Source organism: Corallococcus interemptor (assembly GCF_003668875.1).
Classification (GTDB): Bacteria; Myxococcota; Myxococcia; order Myxococcales; family Myxococcaceae; genus Corallococcus; species Corallococcus interemptor.
Genome location: NZ_RAWM01000054.1, coordinates 29761 through 50692, shown reverse-complemented (window position 1 = coordinate 50692; position 20932 = coordinate 29761). Strand labels below are relative to the sequence as shown.

Annotated in this window: 1 protein-coding gene (cut by a window edge); it reads left to right on the top strand. The window is 72.6% G+C overall.

Annotation, left to right across the window (positions count from 1 at the left end; genetic code table 11):
- Positions 1-20932, top strand: part of the annotated coding region (locus D7X96_RS41015) for a non-ribosomal peptide synthase/polyketide synthase (RefSeq protein ID WP_370450133.1) (this coding region is incomplete at its 5' end). 14623 nt of the annotated region lie beyond the right edge of the window; 20932 of its 35555 annotated nt are in view.

Here is a 20932-nt window from a genome sequence, read left to right as displayed (position 1 = left end):
CGGAGGAAGTGGGCGCGGCGGAGGCCGGGGCACGGACGCTGGTGGGGTGTGGCCGGACGCTGGCGGAACAGCGACTGGCCATCGTGGACCCGGAGACGCTGGAGCGGCGGGCGCCTGGGCAGGTGGGCGAAATCTGGGTGTCCGGGCCGAGCGTGGCCCAGGGGTACTGGGGCCGCGAGGACGTGACGCGCGAGACGTTCCAGGCGCGCATCGCCGGTGACGAGTCGGGGCCATACCTGCGCACGGGGGACCTGGGTTTCCTGCGGCCGGACGGAGAGCTGTACGTCACGGGACGGCGCAAGGACCTGCTCATCCTGCGCGGGAGAAACCATTACCCGCAGGATTTGGAAGCGACGGTGGAGGCGGCGCACCCGGCGCTGCGGCCGGGCGGTGGCGCGGTGTTCTCGGTGGAGGTGGCGGGCGAGGAGCGCGCGGTCGTCGTGCAGGAGGTTGACGTCCGGCGACTGGGGGACTTGAGGCAGAAGCTGGAGGTGGCGAACGCGGCTGTGGGCGCCATCCGTCAGCGGCTGGCGGAGTCACACGAGGTGCAGGCGCACGCGGTGGTGCTGATTGAACCGGGCAGCCTGCCGAAGACGAGCAGCGGCAAGGTGCAGCGGCACGCGTGCCGTGCGGCCTTCCTGAACGGGACGTTGCAGGAGGTGATGGCGTGGCGGGCGGAGAGTCCTTCCTCCGTCACTCCCCTTCCCTCCGCTGTCGCGGCTACCGAGGTCTCGCGTAGTGCATCTGCGTCGGATTCGCACTCTGGCCAGGACGCTGAGGCGCTGGTGGGCTGGCTGCGCGACATCGTGGCCCGGCATGCGCGCATGCTCCGTGAGGACATCGACGTCGATGCTCCGGTGACGCGCTACGGATTGGACTCGCTGGGCGCGGTGGAGCTGGCTCACGAAGTGAGCACGGGCACGGGCCTCACGGTCCCCATGGAGTGGCTGCTCCAGGGCCCGAGCATCACGTCCCTGTCCCAGCAGTTGCTCTCGCTCCGGGATGCCGCGAAGCCCGCGTCGAACACGCTCCGCCGCCGCGACGTGGATGGCGCCCGGGCAGTGTCCTTCGCGCAGGCCCGGCTGTGGTTCCTGGATCGATACGCGCCGGGTGACGTGGCCTACAACCTGCCCGCCGCCGTGCGCCTGGAGGGCTCGCTGGACGTGGCCGCGCTGGAGGGCAGCCTCCAGGCGCTCGTCGCGCGCCATGAGGCGCTGAGGACCTCCTTCCGCGAACAGGACGGAAGACCGCTCCAGGTCATCGCGAAGGACGCAGCACTGCCGCTGGCGCGCGTGTCGCTGGAGTCCCTGCCGCTGGAAGCCCGCGAAGCCGAAGCCTCCCGCCTCGCGCATGAAGAGGCCCGCCGCCCGTTCGACCTGTCGCGAGGTCCGCTGGTCCGCGCCACCCTGCTGACGCTGGACGAACGCACGCACGTGCTGGTGCTCGTCATGCACCACGCCGTGTCGGACGGCGCGTCCATGGCCGTGCTGGTGCGTGAGGTCTCCACCCTCTACGCGGCGCTGCGCGAAGGCCGTCCGTCTCCCCTGCCCGCGCTGCCACTGGCCTACGCTGACTACGCGGAGTGGCAGCGGGAGTGGCTGGACGGAACCCGGCTGACGTCGCACCTGGACTACTGGCGGAAGCAGCTCGCCGGTGCCCCCCAGTTGCTGGACCTGGCGACGGACCGGCCACGTCCCGCCGAGCGTGGAACGCAGGGCGCCCGGGTGCCCGTGGTGCTGGATGCCCGGCTGACCGAAGCCGTGCGCACGCTGGCGGTGCACGAGGGCGTCACGCCCTTCATGGTGCTGCTCGCGGGCTTCCAGGCGGTGCTCGCTCGCCGGGCGGGACAGGACGACGTCAGCGTGGGCACGGCCATCGTGGGCCGGGGCCGCGCGGAGCTCCAGGGCCTGGTGGGCTTCTTCGTCAACACGCTGGTGATGCGCACGAAGCTCTCCGGCGCACCCACCTTCCGCGAGCTGCTGGGGCGCGTGCGCGCGACCGCCATGGGCGCGTACGCGCACCAGGACGTGCCTTTCGAGAAGCTGGTGGAAGCGCTCCACCCCACGCGCGAGCGCGGGCACACGCCCCTCTTCCAGGTGATGTTCATCCTCCAGGGCGCGCACGTGGGCGCCCCCGTTTTGCCCGGCCTCCAGTCGCGTCTGCTGGACGTGCACCCGGGCACGGCGATGTTCGACCTGACGCTCTCGCTGTCCGAATCCGCTCGGGGCTTCGAGGGCTGGCTGGAGTACGCCACCGGCCTCTTCGACGCGGACACCGTGGCCCGCCTCGCGGGTCACCTGCGCGTGCTGCTGGAGGCTGCGGTCGGGGATCCTTCGAGCAAGGTGGACGCATTGCCGTGGCTGGACGCCGCGGAGTCGGAGCACCTGCTCGCGCTGTCGCGAGGACCCGGCATCGAGTTCCCCTCGGACGCCACCGTCTCCTCCCGCTTCGCGGCGCAGGTGGCCCGCACGCCCGATGCCGTGGCGCTCGCCGCGGGCGGGAATCGGCTCACGTACCGGGAGCTGCGTGCACGGGCCCGGGCCCTGGCGCACACGCTGCGGCAGCGCGGCGTGGGGCCGGAGTCGGTGGTCGGGCTGTGCGTGGATCGCTCGGTGGAGCTGGCGGTGGGGATGCTCGGCATCCTCGAAGCAGGAGCGGCCTACCTGCCGCTGGATCCGGCGTACCCGTCGCAGCGGCTCGCCGCGATGTGGGAGGACTCGGGGGCGAAGGTCCTCGTGGGGCCTCGCCGCCTGGAGGACGTGATCGCGGTGCCGGCCGAGCGCCGGCTGTTCCTCGACGACGTGGACCCGTCGGCGGGCGCGGACTTCGTGCGGTCCGCGAGCGACGCGCGGACGCTGGCCTACGTCCTCTACACGTCGGGCAGCACCGGGCGGCCCAAGGGCGTGGGCGTGCCGCACCGGACGGTGATGAACTTCTTCCGCGCGATGGACGCGCACGTCTCGCCGTGCCCGGGCACGTGGCTGGCGATGACGAGCATCTCCTTCGACATCTCCGTGCTGGAGCTGCTCTGGTCCTGGACGCGCGGCTTCCAGGTGGTGCTCGCGCCCACGGGGCTGGAGCCCATAGCGCTCGCGGAAGAAGTGGAGCGCCACGCCGTCACCCACTTCCAGTGCACGCCGTCCTACGCCCGCGCGCTCGTGGAGGAACCCCGGGCGCTGAAGGCGCTGGGCGGACTGCGCCAGCTGCTCGTGGGCGGAGAGGCCCTTCCGGGCGGCCTCGCCGCGACGCTGCGGGCTCACGTCCCCGCGCTGCTCAACATGTACGGCCCCACCGAGACGACGGTGTGGTCGTCCATGCATCGAGTGGAGACGGACTCGGCCGGCACCGTGCCGCTGGGCCGGCCGCTGGCGAACACCGGGCTGCACGTCCTGGACGCGCAATGGCGCCCGGTGCCGGTGGGCGTCCCCGGTGAGCTGTTCATCGGCGGCGAAGGCGTGGTGCGCGGCTACCTGGGCCGGCCGGACCTCACGGCCGAGCGCTTCGTGCCAGACGCGTTCAGCGAAGCACCGGGCACGCGGATGTACCGCACGGGAGACAGGGTGCGCTGGCTCGCGGACGGGACGCTGGAGTTCCTGGGCCGCGTCGACCACCAGGTGAAGCTGCGCGGCTTCCGCATCGAACCGGGTGAGATCGAAGCCGCGCTCCGCTCGCACCCCGAGGTCCGCGAGGCCGTGGTCGCCGTGCACGCGGATCGCCTCGTGGCCTACACCGTCCCTGCGTCCGTGGAGGCCGGAGCCCTGCGCGAACACCTGCGCTCCCGGCTGCCCGAGTACATGGTGCCCTCGGCGTTCGTCGGCATGGACGCCTTGCCCCTCACGCCCAACGGCAAGGTGGACCGAGGCGCCCTGCCCGTCCCCGCCGCTCCGGCCGCCACCGAGGACGCGGGCCCGCTGACTCCGCTCCAGGAGAAGCTGGCCGCGCTGTTCCAGGACGTGCTGCACGTGGAGCGCGTGGGCGCGCACGATGACTTCTTCGCGCTCGGGGGGCACTCGCTGCTGGCCACCCAGCTCGTCACCCGCGTGAGCGCGCGCTTCGGCGTGGACCTGCCCGTGCGTGCGGTGTTCGACGCGCCCACCGTGGCGCGGCTCTCGGAGCGCATTGATGCGCTCCCCTCACGTCATCCCGCGGAGCCCATTCCCACCGTGCCCCGGGACGGAGCCCTGCCGCTGTCGTTCGCGCAGCAGCGCATGTGGTTCCTGGACAGGATGGAGCCGGGGCAGGCGCACTACAACCTCCCGCTGGCCCTGCGGCTCACCGGGCCCCTGGACGTGGACGTGTTGCGCCGCACGTTCACGGAGTTGGTCCGCCGCCACGAACCGCTGCGCACCACCTTCGAGGAGCACGACGGTCAGCCGCTTCAGCGCATCCACGCCGCGCCCGAGGAATGGTCTCTGCTGGTGGAGTCCGTGCCGGAAGGCGACGCCCTCCGCCAGTGCATGCACGAGGACGCGACCCGTCCGTTCAACCTGGGCACCGGACCCCTGCTGCGCACGCGGCTGCTCCGGCTGTCCGACCAGGAACACGTGCTGCTCCTGTGCATGCACCACATCGTCTCCGACGGTTGGTCCATGGGCGTGCTCGTGCACGAGGTGCGCAGCCTCTACACGGCGCTGCTGGAGGGACAACCGTCGCCCCTTCCCGCGCTGGAGATCCAGGCCGCGGACTTCGCCGCATGGCAGCGCCGTCAGGAGGACTCGGAGGCGTCACGGGCCGCGCTGGCCGCGATGCAGCAGTCCCTGAAGGACGTGCCCGTGCTCACGCTGCCCGCCGAGCAGGGCCTGCCCGGGACGCGCTCGGCTCGCGGAGGCAGCCATGTCTTCACGCTGCCCGCGTCCCTGGTGCGCTCGCTGGAGCAGGTGGGCCGGGAGCGGGACGCCACGCTGTTCATGGTGTTGATGGCCGGGTATCAGGCCGTGCTGTCGCGCTACTCCGGGCAGGACGACTTCGCCGTGGGCACGCCCGTCGCCCACCGCACCCGGCCGGAGCTGGAACCCCTCATCGGCGTGTTCCTCAACACGCTGGTGCTGCGCGCGCGCCTGGACGGAAGCCCCCGCTTCCTTGAGCTTCTGGACCGCGTGCGCGAGGACTCCCTGGCCGCGTTCGCGCACCAGGACGTGCCCTTCGAGAAGCTGGTCGAAGCGGTGGCACAGGCGCGCGGCGGAGAGCGCACCCCGCTGTTCCAGGTGATGTTCGTGCTGCAGAACGCGCCGCTGTCCACGCCCGCCCTGCCCGGCGTCCACGTGGAGCGGCTGCACACCTCGACGGAGACCGCGCGCTTCGACCTCATCCTGTCGCTCACCGCGCGGGACGGCGGCCTGGAAGGCACGCTCGAATACAGCCGGGACCTCTTCTCCGAGGACGCGGCCGCAAGGTTCGCGACCCACCTCCGGGTCCTGCTGGAGGCCGTGGCCCACGACGCGACGACGCCCGTGTGGCGGCTGCCCCTGATGGACGCGGCGGAGCGCGCGCGGGTGCTGGAGACCTTCAGCGCGCCGGACCTCCGGCCGCTGCGCACGCCGTCCCTGCTGGAGTGCTTCGACGCGCAGGTCCAGCGGGCTCCAGACGCGGTGGCCGTGGATCACGAAGGCCGCACGCTGACGTACGCACAGTTGGATGCACGGGCGAGCCAGCTGGCGCGGCACCTGCTGGCGAAGGGCCTCCAGCCCGAAGGCCGAGTGGGCCTGTGCCTGGAGCGTGGCCTGGACCTCATCGTGGGCATGCTCGGCGTCGTCAAGGCGGGCGGCTGCTACGTGCCGTTGGATCCGGCCTACCCCGCGCAGCGGCTGACGTTCATGTTCCAGGACGCCGGCCTGTCGCTGGTGGTGACGGAGCGCTCGCTGCCCGAGGCCGTCCAGGACCGGTCCTGGCCCACGGTGAGCCTGGAGGCGGAGCGGGACCCGCTCGCGAGCTACGACGCGTCCGCTCCAGGCGTGCGGCTGCTGCCCGACGCATGGGTCTACGTGCTCTACACGTCAGGCTCCACGGGCACGCCCAAGGGCGTCGGCGTCACGGCCGCCTCCATCGTCCACGTGGTACGGGAGACGAACTACATCCAGCTGGGCCCCGACGACCGCATGGTGCAGGGCGGGACGCCGTCGTTCGACATCGCGACCTTCGAGGTCTGGGGCGCGCTGCTCAACGGCGCCCGGCTGGTCATCCTGCCGCGCGAGGTGACGCTGGAGCCCGCGCGACTGGCGCGCACGCTGCGCGACGTGGGCGCCACCACGGCCATGTTCCCCACCGCGCTGGTCCACGCCGTGGCGAGAGAGGTCCCGGACGCATTCGCCACGATGCGCGTGGTCTTCTGCGCGGGCGAGGCCGCGAACCCGGAGGCCATCCGCGCCGTGCTGCGCGCAGGACCGCCGGGCCGGCTGGTGAACTTCTATGGCCCCACGGAGACCACCGTGGGCGCTACCACGCACGACCTCCAAGGCCTGCCGGAGCACGTGAAGTCAGTGCCCATCGGCCGGCCGATGACGCGGGTCCGGACGTACGTGCTGGATGTGCACGGCCAGCCCGTGCCCGTGGGCGTCCCCGGCGAGCTGTACATCGGCGGTGACGGGGTCGGCCGGGGCTACGTGGGCCGTCCCGCGCTGACGGCGGAGCGCTTCCTGCCCTCGCCCTTCGGTGACGTGCCCGGAGCACGGCTCTACCGCACGGGCGACCGCGTGCGCTGGCTGAAGGACGGCACGCTGGACTTCCTGGGCCGCATGGACACGCAGGTGAAGCTGCGCGGCTTCCGCATCGAACCAGGCGAGGTGGAGTCCATCGTCCGCCAGCACCCGTCGGTGAAGGCCGCGGTGGCCGGGGTGCTCGACAACGGCGAGGGCGATCCGCGCCTCGTCGCGTGGTACGTGCCGCGTGCGCCGATGGAGGCGGCAGAACTGCGCGCCTTCGTCTCCGAACGTCTGCCCGCGCCGCTGGTGCCCTCGGCGTTCGTACCGCTGGAGGCCCTGCCCCTCACGCCCGTGGGCAAGGTGGACCGCAAGGCCCTGCCTGCTCCGGATGCGCGCTCGGTCGCGGTGGCGCCTTCGAAGCCCCAGCGGATGTCGCCCTTCCAGCAGCGGGTCGCGGACCTGTTCCGCGACGTCCTGCGCGTGCCGCACGTGGGCGCGCACGATGACTTCTTCGCCCTGGGCGGCCACTCGCTGCTGGCCACGCGGCTCGTGTCCCGCCTGCGCTCCACGTTCCAGGTGGAGCTGCCCCTGCGCGGCCTCTTCGAAGGCGCCACCGTCGCCGACGTCACCGACCAGGTGGAGGCGCGCCTCCTCGCGCGCACCGGTCTTCCTCGCGTGCCGGCGATCCGCAAGGCACCCCGCGACGGCGGGCTGCCCCTGTCCTTCGCGCAGCAGCGGCTCTGGGTGATGGAGCAGCTGCAACCCGGCGCCACGCCGTACATCCTGCTGGGCGCGGTGCGGATGGAGGGCGCGCTGGACGCGGAGGCCCTGCGCCGCGCGCTGGAGCTGCTGGTCGAACGTCACGAGGCACTGCGAACCACGTTCACGCTGAAGGACCGAGACCCCGTCCAGGTCATCCAGTCCACGTCTTCGTGGGCCCTGCCCCTGGTGGACCTGACCGGCGTGCCGGCGGAGGAGCGCGAGGCGGAGGTGCGGCGGCTCGCGCGGGAAGAGGCGGCCCGGCCCTTCGACCTGGACACGGGACCACTGCTGCGCACGCGGTTGCTGCGGCTGACCCCATCGCATCACGTGCTGCTGCTGGGCATGCACCACGTCGTCTCCGATGGCTGGTCGCTGGAGGTGATGGTGCGCGAGGTGGCCACGGCCTACGCGGCCTTCGCCTCCGGTGAGGCCCCCGTGCTGCCGGCCCTGCCCGTGCAGTACGCGGACTTCGCGGCGTGGCAGCGCGGCTGGCTCCAGGGCGACGTGCTCGCGGACGAGGTCGCGTGGTGGAAGGAGCAGCTGGCCGGTGCGCCTCGCGTGCTGGAGCTGCCCACGGACAAGCCTCGTCCCACGACGCGCTCCGCTCGGGGCTCGCTCCTGCCCGTGCACCTGCCTCGCGACCTGACGGATCGCCTGATGGGGCTCGCGCGGGTCGAAGGTGCCACGCCGTTCATGGCGCTGCTGACCGCGTGGCAGGTGCTGCTGTCTCGCTACAGCCGGCAGGAGGACCTGCTCGTCGGTGCACCCATCGCGGGCCGCACCCATGGCGACGTGGAGGGGCTGGTCGGCTTCTTCGTCAACACGCTGGTCCTGCGTGCGCGGATCCGTCCGGAGGATTCGTTCCGCGCGCTGCTGGGACAGGCGCGGGACACGACGCTCGCGGCCTATGAGCACCAGGACCTGCCGTTCGAGAAGCTGGTGGAGGAGCTTCAGGTGCCTCGCGACCTGGGGCGCACGCCGCTGGTGCAGGCCGTCGTCGCGCTCCAGAACGCTCCGGCCGGGGTGCTCGAAGCGCCCGGGCTGCGGATGGAGCTGCTGGAGGTGGATGCGGGCACGGCGCACTTCGACCTGGGCCTGCTGCTCACGGAGACGCCGGACGGACTGCGCGGCTCCATCGAATACAGCACCGACCTCTTCGAGCACGACACCATGGCCCGGCTCGCGGGCCACCTGCGCGTGCTGCTGGAGGCCGCCGTCGCCGGGCCGGACGTGCCGGTCTCCCGGCTGCCGTGGCTCACGCCGGAGGAGCGCCAGCAGGTGCTCGTCGCGTGGAACGACACCGCCCTGCCCTATCCCTCCGGCAGCACCGTCGCGGCGCGCTTCGAGCTGCACGCCGCGCGGCGGCCGGACGCCATCGCCGTGGAGGACGGAGACGCCCGGCTGACGTACGCGCAGCTGGATGCCCGGGCGAACCAGCTCGCGCACGTCCTGCGGTCACGGGGCGTGGGACCGGATGTGCCGGTGGCGCTGTGCCTGGAGCGCTCCGTGGGCTTCGTGGTCACGGTGCTCGGCATCCTCAAGGCGGGCGGCGCGTACGTGCCGCTGGACGCGTCCTATCCCGCGCAGCGGCTGCGCTTCATGTTGGAGGACGCGCGGCCGCACCTGCTCGTCACCACGCGTGAGCTGCACGGACGGCTGCACCTCCCCGACGCGTCCCTGCCATGCCTGTTCCTGGAGGAGCTGTCGCTGGAGGACCAGCCCGTCACCGCGCCGGAGACCGGCGTGGGGCCGCGCCACCTGGCCTACGTCATCTTCACCTCCGGCAGCGGCGGACGGCCCAAGGGCGTGGGCATCGAGCAGCGCGGGTTGCTGCGCCTGATGCACTCGGAGCCGTACACGCGCTATGGGGTTCGCGACACGGGGCTGCTCTTCGCGCCGGTGTCCTTCGACGGTTCCGTGCTGGAGCTGTGGACGCCGCTGCTGCATGGCGGCCGGCTCGTCGTCTTCCCGGGCCACGTCCCCGCGAGCGACATGGACGCACTGGCCCGCGTGGTGGAGCACCACGGCGTCACCTTCGTCCATCTGCCCTCGGGTCTCTTCTCGCAGTTGATGGAGCATCGGCCGGACATCCTCGGACGGCTGCGGGAGCTGCATGCGGGTGGCGACATCGTGTCCGCGCCGCACGTGCGCCGCGCCGTGGAGTCGCTGGGCATCCCCTTCACCAACGCGTACGGACCGACCGAGTGCTCCGTGGTCGCCACCACCTTCACGGTGGAGCGGCCAGAGCAGGCGTCCCTGTCGGTGCCCATTGGCGCGCCGCTCGCCAACACGTCGGTGTACGTGCTGGACGCGCGGCTGCACCCGGTGCCGGTGGGCGTGCCGGGGGAGTTGTTCCTCGGGGGAGACGGCGTGGCCCGGGGCTACGTGTCGCGGCCGGACCTCACGGCCGAGCGCTTCGTCCCGGATGCGTATGGCGCGACGCCCGGTGCCCGGCTGTACCGCACGGGGGACCTGGCGCGCTGGCGTCCGGACGGGACGCTGGAGTTCCTGGGCCGCATCGACGCCCAGGTGAAGGTGCGCGGCTTCCGCATCGAGCTGGCGGAGGTGGAGTCCGCCCTGCGCGAGCTGCCCGAGGTGCAGGAGGCCGCGGTGGTGGTGCGTGAGGACGTGCCCGGAGACAAGCGGCTCGTCGCCTACGCGATGCCCCGCGCCGGGCACGTGCTGGAGGCGCCAGCCCTGCGCGCGGCGCTGCGCCAGCGGTTGCCGGAGTACATGGTCCCGTCGGTGTTCGTGACGCTGGCCACCCTGCCCCTCAACCCCAGCGGCAAGGTGGACCGCAAGGCGCTGCCCGCGCCGGACGCCGCGTCCACGGGACGGCAGGGCCGCTTCGTGGAGCCGTCGCACCCGCTGGAGCAGCGGCTGGCGCCACTCTTCGCGCGCGAGCTGGGCACGGACCGCGTGGGCGCGCAGGACCACCTCTTCGAGGAGCTGGGAGCCACGTCGCTGACCGTGGTGCGCCTGGCCGCGCGCCTGCGCGAAGAACTCCAGCGCGAAGTGCCCGTGGTGTGGCTGTTCGAGCACCCCACGCTCGCAGGGCTCGTCGAGCGCCTGGAGCGCGATTCCCAGACCGTGGCCCCGGCCCCCGGCCACCGTCCGCGCGAGGCGTCGAAGCCCGGCGCATCTGGCTCCATCGCCATCATCGGCATGGCGGGCCGCTTCCCCGGCGCGATGACGGTGGCGGAGTTCTGGCGCAACCTGCGCGGAGGCGTGGAGTCCATCACGCGCTTCGCACCGGAGGAGCTGGAGCACCTGCCCGTCCTGCCGGAGGGCACGGAGCTGTGGCAGCACCCGGCGTTCGTCCCGGCCGCGGGCGTGCTCGAAGGCGTGGACCGGTTCGACCACGTGTTCTTCGACATGTCGCTGCGCGAGGCGCAGTTCACGGATCCGCAGCAGCGGCTGTTCCTCCAGACAGCGTGGGCCGCGCTGGAGGACGCGGGCGTGGACCCGGAGCGCTTCCCCGGCGCCATCTCGCTCTACGCGGGGGCCACGGGCTCCGGGTACACGGACGCCGTGCGCCAGGCGATGCCGCTGGACGCGGCGTCGTACATGGAGCTGCAGGGCACGGCCACGCACGAGAGCCTGGCGACGAAGACGTCCTTCAAGCTGGGGCTCACCGGTGAGAGCACGCTGCTCTACACCGCGTGCTCCACGGGCCTGGTCGCGGTGCACCTGGCCTGCCAGAGCCTGCGCGTGGGTCAGTCCGACGTGGCGCTCGCGGGGGCCACGCGGTTGTCGGTGCCGCAGCGCACGGGCTACGTCGCGCAGGAAGGGCTCATCTTCTCTCCGGACGGACACTGCCGTGCGTTCGATGAGAAGGCGGGAGGCACGCTCTCCGGCAACGGCGTGGGCGCGGTGGTGCTCAAGCGACTGGAGGACGCGGTCCGGGACGGCGACTCCATCTATGCCGTCATCCGGGGCTCGGCCATCAACAACGACGGCCGGAACAAGTCCGGGTTCACCGCGCCCAGCGTGCAGGGACAGGCGGCCGTGGTTTCCCAGGCGCTGGCCAACGCGGGCGTGGCGCCGGAGGCCGTGGGCTACGTGGAGGCCCACGGCACCGCGACGCCGCTGGGGGATCCGATTGAAGTGGCGGCGCTGACGCGTGCGTATGGCCTGGGCGCTGAGCACCGGGGCCGCATCGCGCTGGCGTCGCTGAAGACGAACGTGGGCCACCTGGACACGGCCGCGGGCCTGGCGGGCCTGATGAAGGCCGCGCTGTCGCTGCACCACGGGGAGATTCCTCCCAGCCTCCACTTCGAGCGGCCCAACCCGCAGATCGACTTCGACGCGGGGCCGTTCTTCGTCAACACCACCTTGCGGTCGTGGCCTCGCAGCGAGACGCCTCGCTTCGCCGCGGTCAGCTCCTTCGGCATTGGTGGCACCAATGCCCACGCCATCCTCGAGGAAGCCCCCATGCGGCAGAGTGGTTCCACCACGCGGTCCCACCAGCTCGTCGTGCTGTCCGCGCGTTCGCCGGAGGCACTGGAGGCGGCGGCGCGGCAGCTCGACGCGCACGTGGCGGAGGGCGTGGATGCGCGGGCGCTGGCGGACCTGGCGTTCACGCACGCCGTGGGCCGCAGGATGTTCGAGTACCGCCACGCGGTGGTGGCGAAGGACGCGGAGGACCTGGCGCGGCAGCTGCGCAAGCCAGTGGCGACGGTGAAGACCGGGAAGCGCGCGCCGCGCGTGGCGTTCGTGTTCTCCGGCCAGGGCGCGCAGCGGGTCTCGATGGGACGCGAGCTGGCGGAGGCATCGCCCCGGTTCCGCGAGCATCTGGACGCGTGCCTCGCGTTGCTGGACGCGCCGCTGCGGGAACGGGTGTCGGCCCTGCTGTCGCCTTCGGCGGGTTCGGAAGCCGAGGCCCAGGCAAGTCTCGCGGACACACGCGTGGCGCTGCCCGCGCTGTTCAGCGTGCAGGTGTCGCTGGCGCGGCTGTGGACGGACCTGGGCGTCACGCCGTACGCGGTGATGGGCCACAGCTTCGGCGAGTACGCGGCGGCGTGCGTCGCGGGCGCGCTGTCGCTGGAGGACGCGATGCGCCTCACGGTGGCGCGCGGGGAGCTGATGCGCCGCATGCCGCCGGGCGCGATGCTCGCGGTGGCGCTGCCCGTGGAGCGCGTCCAGTCCCTGCTGTCCGGCCGCCTGGAGCTGGCGGCGGTGAACGCGCCGGACCGCTGCGTGGTCTCCGGCCCGGTGGACGAAGTGGCGCGGCTGGAAGCGGAGCTGAAGGCCCAGAAGGCCGGAGCGGTGCGCATGCCCGCGCCGCACGCGTTCCACTCGGTGGACGTGGAGCCGGTGATGCAGGAGCTGGCGAGCGTGGTGGGCACGCTGCGCTGGTCGGAGCCCACGGTGCGCTATGTGTCCAGCCTCACGGGGACGGTGACGCAGCCGGGACAGCTCGCGGATCCACGCTACTGGACGGAGCAGATGCGCAGGCCTGTGCACTTCACCCGCGCGGTGGGGACACTGCAGGAGGAAGGCTGCGCGGTGATGTTGGAGGTGGGCCCCGGTCAGGACGTGACGCCGCTGGTGCGCGCGAACCTGATGGCGGTGGAGCCCGGGGCGCCGCGCGTGCGAGGGCTCGCGTCGCTGCGCATGGGCGGGACGACGACGGAGCAGATGGGCTGGCTCCAGGCCGTGGGCGAGCTGTGGGCCGCCGGCGTGGCCGTGGACTGGAGCGCGTTCTACGCGCACGAGCAGCGCCTGCGGCTGCACCTGCCCACGTACGTCTTCCAGGAGAAGACCGTCTGGGTGGAGCCCAAGGCGCAGGCCCCTGCCCTCCCCACCACGAATACCGCCGAGGCCTCTCGTCCGGCGCCCACTGGCGCATTCGGAGGCACCAACGGGCAGTCGGGAGCCATGCAGCTTCGGGGGGCGGGCCGGGTAGCGACGATGACGCAGGACTCGACTTCCGAAGGACCTTCGCATGACGTGCCGGAGGCCGCAGTCCATGCGCCCTCACATGACGCGCTTGAGACCTCGGCCTCCGCGCCCTCTCGAACCGCCCGCGAGGACGCACCTCGCGGTGAGGTGGAGGAACGCGTGGCCGCGCTGTGGCGTGAGCGCCTGGGCCTGGAGTTCGTCGGCCGCAACGACGACTTCCTGGAGATTGGCGGCAACTCGCTGACGGCCGCGCAGCTCCTCAACCAGGTGCGCGACGCCTTCGGCGTGAACCTCCCGCTCGCCGCGCTCTTCGAAGCGCCCACCGTCGCGGGCATCGCGGAGCGCCTGGCCCCCCTGCTGCTTCAGGCGCCGCAAGCCTCCGTCTCCGTGGAGCTGCCCCTGGTGCCGCTCGCGCGCACCGGTGAGCTGCCCCTGTCCTTCGTGCAGGAGCGCGTCTGGCGCCTGGAGCAGCACCGGCCCGGCCTGTCCGCGTACAACATCCCGTTCGTCCTGCGCCTGGAAGGCGACGTGAACGCCGACGTCCTGGAGCGCGGCATCCAGGAGATCGTCCAGCGCCACGAAGCGCTGCGCACCACCTACGACGCCGTGGACGGCCGCCCCGTGCAGCGCTTCCACGCGCGGATGCACGTCCCGCTCACCCGCGTGGAACTCCGTGGCCCCATGGAGACCCGCGAACCCGAGGCCCTGCGCCTCGCCCGCGAGGACGCCGCGCAGCCGTTCGACCTGGTTCATGGCCCCGTGCTGCGCACCACGCTCGTGCGCGTGGACACGCAGGTGCACCTGCTCCTGGGCTGCATCCACCACATCGTCAGCGACACGCTGTCCATCGCCCTGTTCGTCCAGGAGCTGGGCCAGCTCTACGACGCCTTCCTCCAGGGGCGTCCCTCGCCCCTGCCCCCGCTGCCCCTCCAGTACGCGGACTTCGGCGCGTGGCAGCGCCACAGCGTCGCGGGCAACCACCTGCCGGAGCAGGACCAGGGCTGGCGGCAGCGGCTGGCCGGCATGCCTCGCAGGCTGGACCTGCCCACGGACCGTCCGCGCCCCACGGACAGCCCGCTCACCTCCGCGCGCATGACGGTGGACTTCCCGCCCGCGCTCGCCCGCGAGCTCACGGCCTTCACGCGCCGCGAGGGCTTCACCGGCTACATGGCCGTGCTGGCCGCGTGGCAGACGGTGCTGCACCGCTACAGCGGCCAGACGGACGTCGTCGTGGGCACGCCCATCGCCAACCGCACGCGGCCGGAGCTGCTGCCGCTCATCGGCTACGTGGCGCACTCGGCGGCGTTCCGCACGCGCTTCACCGACGGCCTCACGTTCCGCGAGCTGCTGGCCCAGGTGCGCGAAGAGGTCGCCGACGCGCAGACGCGTCCCGACGTTCCCTTCGAGTACCTGGTGGAAGCCCTCATCCCGGGCAAGGACATCGGCCGCGGGCGGATGACGGACTCGGTGTTCGTCTACCACACGGGTGCGGCCGCGGGCGCCACGACGCTGAACCTCACCGGCCTGCGTGGCTCGCTGGTGGAGGTGCCGGGCACGCCCGTGCAGTGGGGCGCCACGCTGGCGGACCTCACGCTCGTGCTCTCCGAGTCCCACGGCCGCGTCCACGGCGCCCTGGAGTACGCGACGGAGCTGTTCGACGCGGCCACCGTGGCGCGGCTCGTGGAGCACTTCCAGGTGCTGCTCGGCGCCGCGCTGGCCCGGCCGGAGACGCCCGTCTCCCACCTGCCCCTGGCCACGGAGGCCGAGCGCCAGGCCTGGCCCGCGCCTCGGACCTCAGCGGGCTTCACCTCCGTGCCGGCCCTCCTCGCGGAGCGTCGCGAGCGTCACACGGACACCATCGCCGTCTCGCGTGGGGACACGCACTGGACCTGGGCGGAGCTGGGCGGCCGAGCGGAGGCCCTGGCCTCGCGCCTGAAGGCCCTGGGTGTGCCGGCGGGGACGCCCGTGGCGGTGTGCCTGCGCTCATCGCCGGAGAAGCTGTCCGCGCTGTGGGCCGTGCTGTCCGCGGGTGGCGCGGCCATCGCGCTGGGCCCCGCGGATCTGGCGCGGCTGTCCGTCTACGCGCCGGAAGGCGCCCGCGTGCCGGTGCTCGTCACCACGCGCAACCTGGTGGCCTCCGTGCGAGTGGAGGCCTCACGCGTCGTGTACGTGGAGGACGTGGGGGCCCAGGGGGCTTCGTCCAGCGTCTCCGCTGACGCGAACACCCTGGCGTGGCTACTGCCCACGGACCCGGGGCAGCCCGCGTGGGCCCTGGGACACCGCGAGCTGGCGGAGTTCTTCACCGCCCTGGACACGCGCCTGTCGCCCCCGGATGGCGGCGCATGGCTGTCCGCGAGCGAGCCGTCCGCGGACCGCCCGGAGCTGGAGGCGCTGTGGGCGCTCACGCGCGGGCTGCGCGTGGTGTACCCGCCGGAGCGCATCACCGCGGGGCTGGTGAACCTGCACGGGGGCGGGCCTCGCGCGAAGGCCATGGACCTGAGCCTCATCTACTTCGCGAACGACGAGGACACGCTCCAGGGCCCCAAGTACGAGCTCCTGATGGAGGGCGCGAAGTACGCGGACGCGAACGGGTTCTCCGCCATCTGGACGCCGGAGCGGCACTTCCACTCGTTTGGCGGTTTGTACCCGCAGCCGGCGGTCATCTCCGCCGCGATCGCGGCCGTCACGAAGCACGTGCACGTGCGCTCGGGCAGCGTGGTGCTGCCGCTGCATGATCCGTTGATCATCGCGGAGCAGTGGTCCGTGGTGGACAACGTGTCCCAGGGCCGCGTGGGCCTGTCCGTGGCCACCGGCTGGCACACGCAGGACTTCACCTTCGCGCCGGCCAACTTCGAGCGGCGCCGCGACATCCTCCTGGAGAAGCTGGCCACGCTGCGCGCGCTCTGGCGCGGCGAGCGCTTCAAGCGTCCCGGCGGCGCGGGCACCACCGTGGAGGGCGCGCTGCGTCCGAAGCCGGTGCAGAAGGAGCTGCCGGTGTGGCTCACCGCCACGTCCAACCCGGAGACCTTCCGCATGGCGGGCGAGCTGGGCGCGGGCGTGCTGACGGGCCTGCTGTCCCATTCGCTGGAGGAGCTGAAGCCAAAGGTGGCGCTGTACCGCGAGGCGTGGCGCCGCAATGGCCACCCGGGCCGCGGCCACATCACCTGCATGCTGCACACGTACCTGGGCGACGACGAGCAGGAGGTGTTGCGGCTCGTGCGCCAGCCGCTGCTCGCGTACTTCCGCAGCTCGGTGGACATCGTCACGTCGCTGCTGCTCACCCAGGGCTACCAGGGCGACATCCAGAAGCTGTCTCCGGACGACATCAACGCGCTGCTGGAGCACACGTTCGAGCACCACGCCAAGACGACGGGACTCGTGGGCACGGTGGACGGCGCGCTGCGGCGGTTGCGTGACGTGCGCGCGGCGGATGTGGACGAGGTGGCGGCGCTCATCGACTTCGGCCTGGACACCCCGGTGGTGCTGGAGGGCCTGCGCCGGCTGGCGGTGGTGCGCGAGCGCATGGACGCGGAGGCCACGGCCCGCCAGGAGCAGGTGCTGGTGGAGGCCGAAGCGGGCGTGGAGGGCCTGCTGGAGCTGGCGCGTCAGTCCGGCGCGGTGCTGGTGCACACGTCGGCCCGTCTGGCGCGCACGTTGAGCGAGCTGCCCGGGGCGCGCGAGTCGCTGTCCCGAGTGGGTGCGCTGGTGGTGGAGGGCGCGTCGGTGGAGCTGGGCGCGGCGCTGCACCGGGCCGCGGGCGTGGAGGTGTGGCTGTCGGGTGATGCCCAGGAGGGAGCGCTGCTGCCACGCACCCCGCGCGAGCGCATCCCCGCGAACCTCCAGGCCTGGGTGTTGGACGCGGCCGGACAGCCGGTGCCCGCGGGCGTGGTGGGCGAGCTGGCCCTCGCGGGAGCAGGCCTCCCCACGGCGCTGTGGCGCGCGGGTGATGAAGAGCACCGCCGCCTGGTGCCGCACCCTCGCGAGTCCGCGGCCCGGCTGTACCGCACGGGCCGCCATGCCCGCCTGCGCGCGGATGGCCGCGTGGAGCCGGTGGCCTCACCGTCGCGGCTCCCCCCTCCGCCCGTGGCGCGTCCCGCCGTGGAGGCTCCGCGTCCCGTGGCGCCCACCGGTGCGGAAGCCGCACGACCTGGAGCGCAGCTCACCGGTACGGAGGCCCTGCGGCCTGGAGCGCATCCTGCTGGCCCGAACGCCGTAACGCCTTCCACTGGTGCGAATGCTCCTCTCGTGAACGCGGGGCCGCCGCCCATTCCGCGCGTGGGCCGCGACACGCCGCTGCCCCTGTCCTTCGCGCAGCAGCGCCTCTGGTACCTCCAGCAGCTGGAGCCCGGCAGTGGTGCGTACAACAACCCGTCCCTCTTCCGCCTCGTCGGAGAGCTGGACACAGACGCACTCCAGTCCGCGCTGGATGCGCTGGTGGCGCGGCATGAGGTGCTGCGCACCACGTACTCACTGGAGGGCGACCGCGCGGTGCAGAACATCCACCCGCCGCGAGGCCTGCCGCTCCAGCGGCGCGACTTGGCGGGCGACACGCCCGAAGCGCGCGAAGCGGAGATGCTGCGCTTCTGCAAGGCGTACGTGCTGCTGCCGTTCGACCTGGAGAAGTCCGTGCTGCGCGCGACGCTGCTGCGCCTGGAGCCCCAGGTGCACGTGCTGGCGCTCGTCTTCCACCACGCGGTGTCCGACGCGTGGTGCAACATGGTCATCGCGCACGAGCTGACGGCGAACTACGCCGCGTTCCGCGCGGGCCTCCCGTCCCCGTTGCCGGAGCTGCCGGTGCAGTACGCGGACTACGCCGTGTGGCAGCGCGCGTGGCTGGACGGCGGCGAGATGGAGGCCCAGCTCTCCTGGTGGAAGCAGCGGCTCTCCGGAGCGCCCAACCTGGAGCTGCCCACGGACCGGCCGCGTCCCGCTGTCATCTCCTTCGCGGGTGCCCGGCACCGGTTCACGCTGCCCCCGGACGTGTCCACGCCGCTGCTGGCCCTGGGCCGCAAGCACGGCGCCACGTCGTTCATGGTGTTGATGGCGCTCTTCCAGACGGTGCTGTCGCGCTACTCCGGCCAGGACGACTTCGTGGTGGGCACGCCCATCGCGGGCCGCACCCGTCCGGAGGTCGAGTGGCTGATGGGGTGCTTCATCAACACCCTGCCCTTCCGCGCGAAGCTCTCCGGCCTGCCATCCTTCGCGGAGCTGCTGCGCCGCGTGCGCACCCAGGCCCTGGAGGCCTACGCACACCAGGACGCTCCGTTCGAACGCGTGCTGGACGCGCTGAACCTGCCGCGAGACCTGAGCCGCACACCGCTGTTCCAGGTGAGCATCAACGTCGTCAACACGCCGGAGTCCGAGGCCCGTCCCGCGGGGCTGGCGCTCAGCGGCGTGACCGTGCCCACGGACACGTCCAAGTTCGATCTGGGCTTCGAGGTACTGGAAGGCCGCGACGGCTTCACCTGCAGCCTGGAGTACGCCACCGCCCTCTTCGACGCGGCCACCATCGAGCGCATGGCGGAGCACCTGGTGGGCCTGGCGCGCGCCGTCGTCTCAAGCCCCCAGACACCCATCGCCCTGCTGCCGTTGCTGGCGGATACGGAACGTCACCAGGTCCTGGACGCCTGGAACGACACGTTCCGCGACTACCCGCATGACGCGTGCATCCCGGACCTCTTCGCCCGTCAGGCCGAGCTGCGCCCCGACGCGGTGGCCCTGGAGTCCGGTGACGAGCGCCTGACTTACGCGCAGCTGGACGCGCGCTCGAACCAGTGGGCGCACCTGTTGCGCCAGCACGGCGTGGGCCCCGACGTGCTGGTGGCGGTCTCGCTGGACCGCTCGGTGGAGCTCATCGTCGCCCTGCTGGGCATCCTCAAGGCCGGGGGCGCGTACGTGCCGCTGGATGCGTCGTACCCGGCGCCGCGCCTGACCGCGATGCTGGAGGACGCCCCCGCGAAGCTGCTCATCACCACGCGCAGGACGCGCGAAGCGCTGCCGGTGGAGCTGCCGTCCCTCTTCGTGGAGGAGGCGCCCGTCGCGGAGCTGCCCACGTCGCGAGTGGAGGACACCGGCCTGCGCTCGCGCCACCTGGCCTACGTGGACTTCACGTCCGGCAGCACCGGCCGGCCCAAGGGCGTCGCGGTGGATCACCGCGCGGTGATGCGCCTGCTGCACCACCCGACGTACGGGCACCTGGGGCCGGAGGAGACGTTCCTGCTCGTGGCGCCCATCTCCTTCGACCCCACCACGCTGGAGATCTGGGGACCGCTGCTGCACGGCGGAAAGCTGGCGGTGTTCCCGCCCACGTCCCCGTCGGACGTGGACCTGCTGGCGAAGGTCCTCCAGCGCCACGGCGTCACCACGCTGCTCCTGACGTCGGGCCTCTTCACGCAGGTCGTGGACGTGAACCTGGAGGCGCTGCGCGGCGTGCGGCGCGTGCTCGTGGGTGGTGACGTCGTGTCACCGGTCCACGTGCGTCGGGTGCTGGAGTCCGGCCTGGGGACCGCCGTCACGGCCTGCTACGGCCCCACGGAGACGACCCTCCTCGCGTCCACATACTCCGTGCCGGACGCGGCGTCCGTGGGCACGACGATGCCCATTGGCCGGCCCATCGCGCAGACGCAGCTCTACGTGCTGGACGCGCACGGACAGCCGGTGCCCCCGGGCGTCCCCGGCGAGCTGTACGTCGGAGGCGACGGCCTGGCGCGCGGCTACGCGTCCCGGCCGGACCTCACCGCGGAGCGCTTCGTCCCGCACCCCTTCTCCTCCCGGCCCGGAGAGCGCCTCTACCGCACGGGCGACCTGGCGCGCTGGCGGCGCGACGGGGTGATGGAGTTCCTGGGCCGCGTGGATCACCAGGTGAAGGTGCGCGGCTTCCGCATCGAGCTGGCGGAGGTGGAGGCCGCCCTGCGAGCCTGGCCCCACGTGCGCGAGGCCGTGGCCTGGGTGCGCGAGGACGTGCCCGGCGACAAGCGGCTCGTGGCCTACGTCGTCCCGGACGGCGGGCTGCTCGACACGAGCGCGCTGCGCGACTTCATGCGCCAGCGGGTGCCGGAGTTCATGCTGCCCTCCGCGTTCGTCACGCTGGCGGCCCTGCCGCTGACGGCGCAGGCGAAGGTGGACCGCAAGGCCCTGCCCGCCCCCGAGGGTCAGCGCGCCTCGCGCCGTGAGTACGTCGCGCCCCGCACGCACATGGAGCGGACGCTGGCGCAGGTGCTGGCCCAGGTGCTGCGCGTGGAGCGCGTGGGCCTGGACGACAACTTCTTCGAGCTGGGCGGCGACTCCATCATCAGCCTCCAGGTCGTCGCGAAGGCGCGGCAGGCCGGCGTGCAGCTGCTGGTGAAGGACCTCTTCCAGCACCCCACCCTGGGCGCGCTGGCGGCCGTGGCCCGGGTGAGCGCGGCCAGCCTCGCGGAGCAGGGCCCGGTGGTGGGCGACGTGCCCCTCACCCCCATCCAGGCGGGCTTCCTGGAGCGCGAGCCCGTGCACGCGCACCACTTCAACCACGCCCTGCTCCTCAAGGCGCGGCAGCCGCTCTCGCCCGCGCACCTGGAGCAGGCCCTGAAGGCGCTCGTCGTCCACCACGACGCCCTGCGCCTGCACTACCTCCGGGGCCCCGAAGGCAC